Consider the following 1496-nt stretch of genomic DNA (forward strand, 5'->3'; position numbering starts at 1 on the left):
GCCTGACTGGCAATGCTTTCCGACCCGCTGGAGGTCACATCAAGCAACTGCTTGATGGTGCTGACTTCCGTTTGCAGGGCGGAGACGGAAATTTCTTTCCCGTCCAGCCCCGACAGCATCTTGGCAACGTCCCCTGTATAGCCAGAAAAGCTGTCAATCGTGACATGGGCCGCATCATTGAACTTGGTAACATTGACGCCCATGTCATCGAGCGCATCCGCTGTCTGCTTGAGGGCATTGATGTCATTGATCCAGTCGCTGACACTGCCCACGCTATCAGGCATGCCACCCGCCAGCGCCTTGGAAAAGGTGGTGTCCGTGGTTTCCAGATCAACACCGGGCAGCAGGCTTTCCAGCGAGACAGAGTAGCTTTTTTTCCCCTTATGATAGTGGCCAACCTGCCCGTAATTGCCATCCCCCACAGTGACGGCCACATCGGCCAATGCGGCATTGACGCTGTCGAGCTGCTTTTGCAGACCGCTGGAGACGTCATCATCAGCATGGTGTGTTGTCACATTGCTGATGACCAGCTTGCCGTCACGCCCCGAGACGGTATCCCAGACGTAGTGCGATTTATTGAACAGACCGCCAATAATCCCGCCGATAGCCCCCAGCACGACACCACCGACCATGGAACCCATAGGGCCGCCGAAGATACCCCCGACAGCAGACCCGATGCCTGCTCCGACAGCCGAGCCAATTTTGCCGCCTTGGCCGCCGCCTGTCAGGTTAGAGGCCATGGTACCAATGCCATAACCCATGCCGAAGCCAGCAAGGCCGCCTCCAACATCCCCCATCACGCTCCCAGACGAGCTGAAAAACCCGCTGGCTTTAGACCCTCCTAAGCTGGATGCATTGAAGTTGCTGTCCGCAGAGACGCCTGCGCCAGCAAAAGGATCATCCTCGGCAGAGATCGCATCCCCACTTGAGAACAGGGAGCCCATGGCGTTGCCCGCAGCGGGCATCATACTACCCGCTGCACTGAACCCCTGACTGGGGGAAATGCCAGACCCGGAAAAATCAGTAGCATCGGATGCTCCGGACGAGCCCGTTCCACCAGCCGCTCCAGAGGAGCTGGATGATCCACCTCCCCATATTTTGCTGAACAGACCGGATGTTCCACTGACCATGCCGCCAACACTGGATGACGCGCCGCCAGATGCACCGCCAGCGCCAGACAGCACACTGGCCAGCCCCCCCAGAGTACTCCTGGCACCGCCGTCTATGCTGTTCAGCAATGGGTTGATCAGCGCCATTTTGACCAGCATGCTGGCAATCTGGCTTTCAATCCCCTGCAAAACGCTTTTGAACGAAACCCCGGCACCAGAGCCCTGCACAAATGCCTGCGTCACATCATCACCAATTGTGTCCGCCATGCTGGAGAGTTCGCCTGTTACGTCCTGCAACACCGCCTGCTGGTGCTGGTAGGCGTTTGTGGCGTCAGACAGCGCATCCACACTGTTCAGGTAGGACTGGGAGGAGGCGTCTGTCAGGCT

At 58.2% G+C, this 1496-nt stretch carries 1 pseudogene; it reads right to left on the bottom strand.

What is annotated here, in order from left to right:
• Positions 1-1496, bottom strand: a pseudogene (locus tag HK26_RS13620) (hypothetical protein); the annotation flags it as partial.

Source organism: Acetobacter okinawensis, from assembly GCF_002153655.1.
Taxonomy (GTDB): domain Bacteria; phylum Pseudomonadota; class Alphaproteobacteria; order Acetobacterales; family Acetobacteraceae; genus Acetobacter; species Acetobacter okinawensis_A.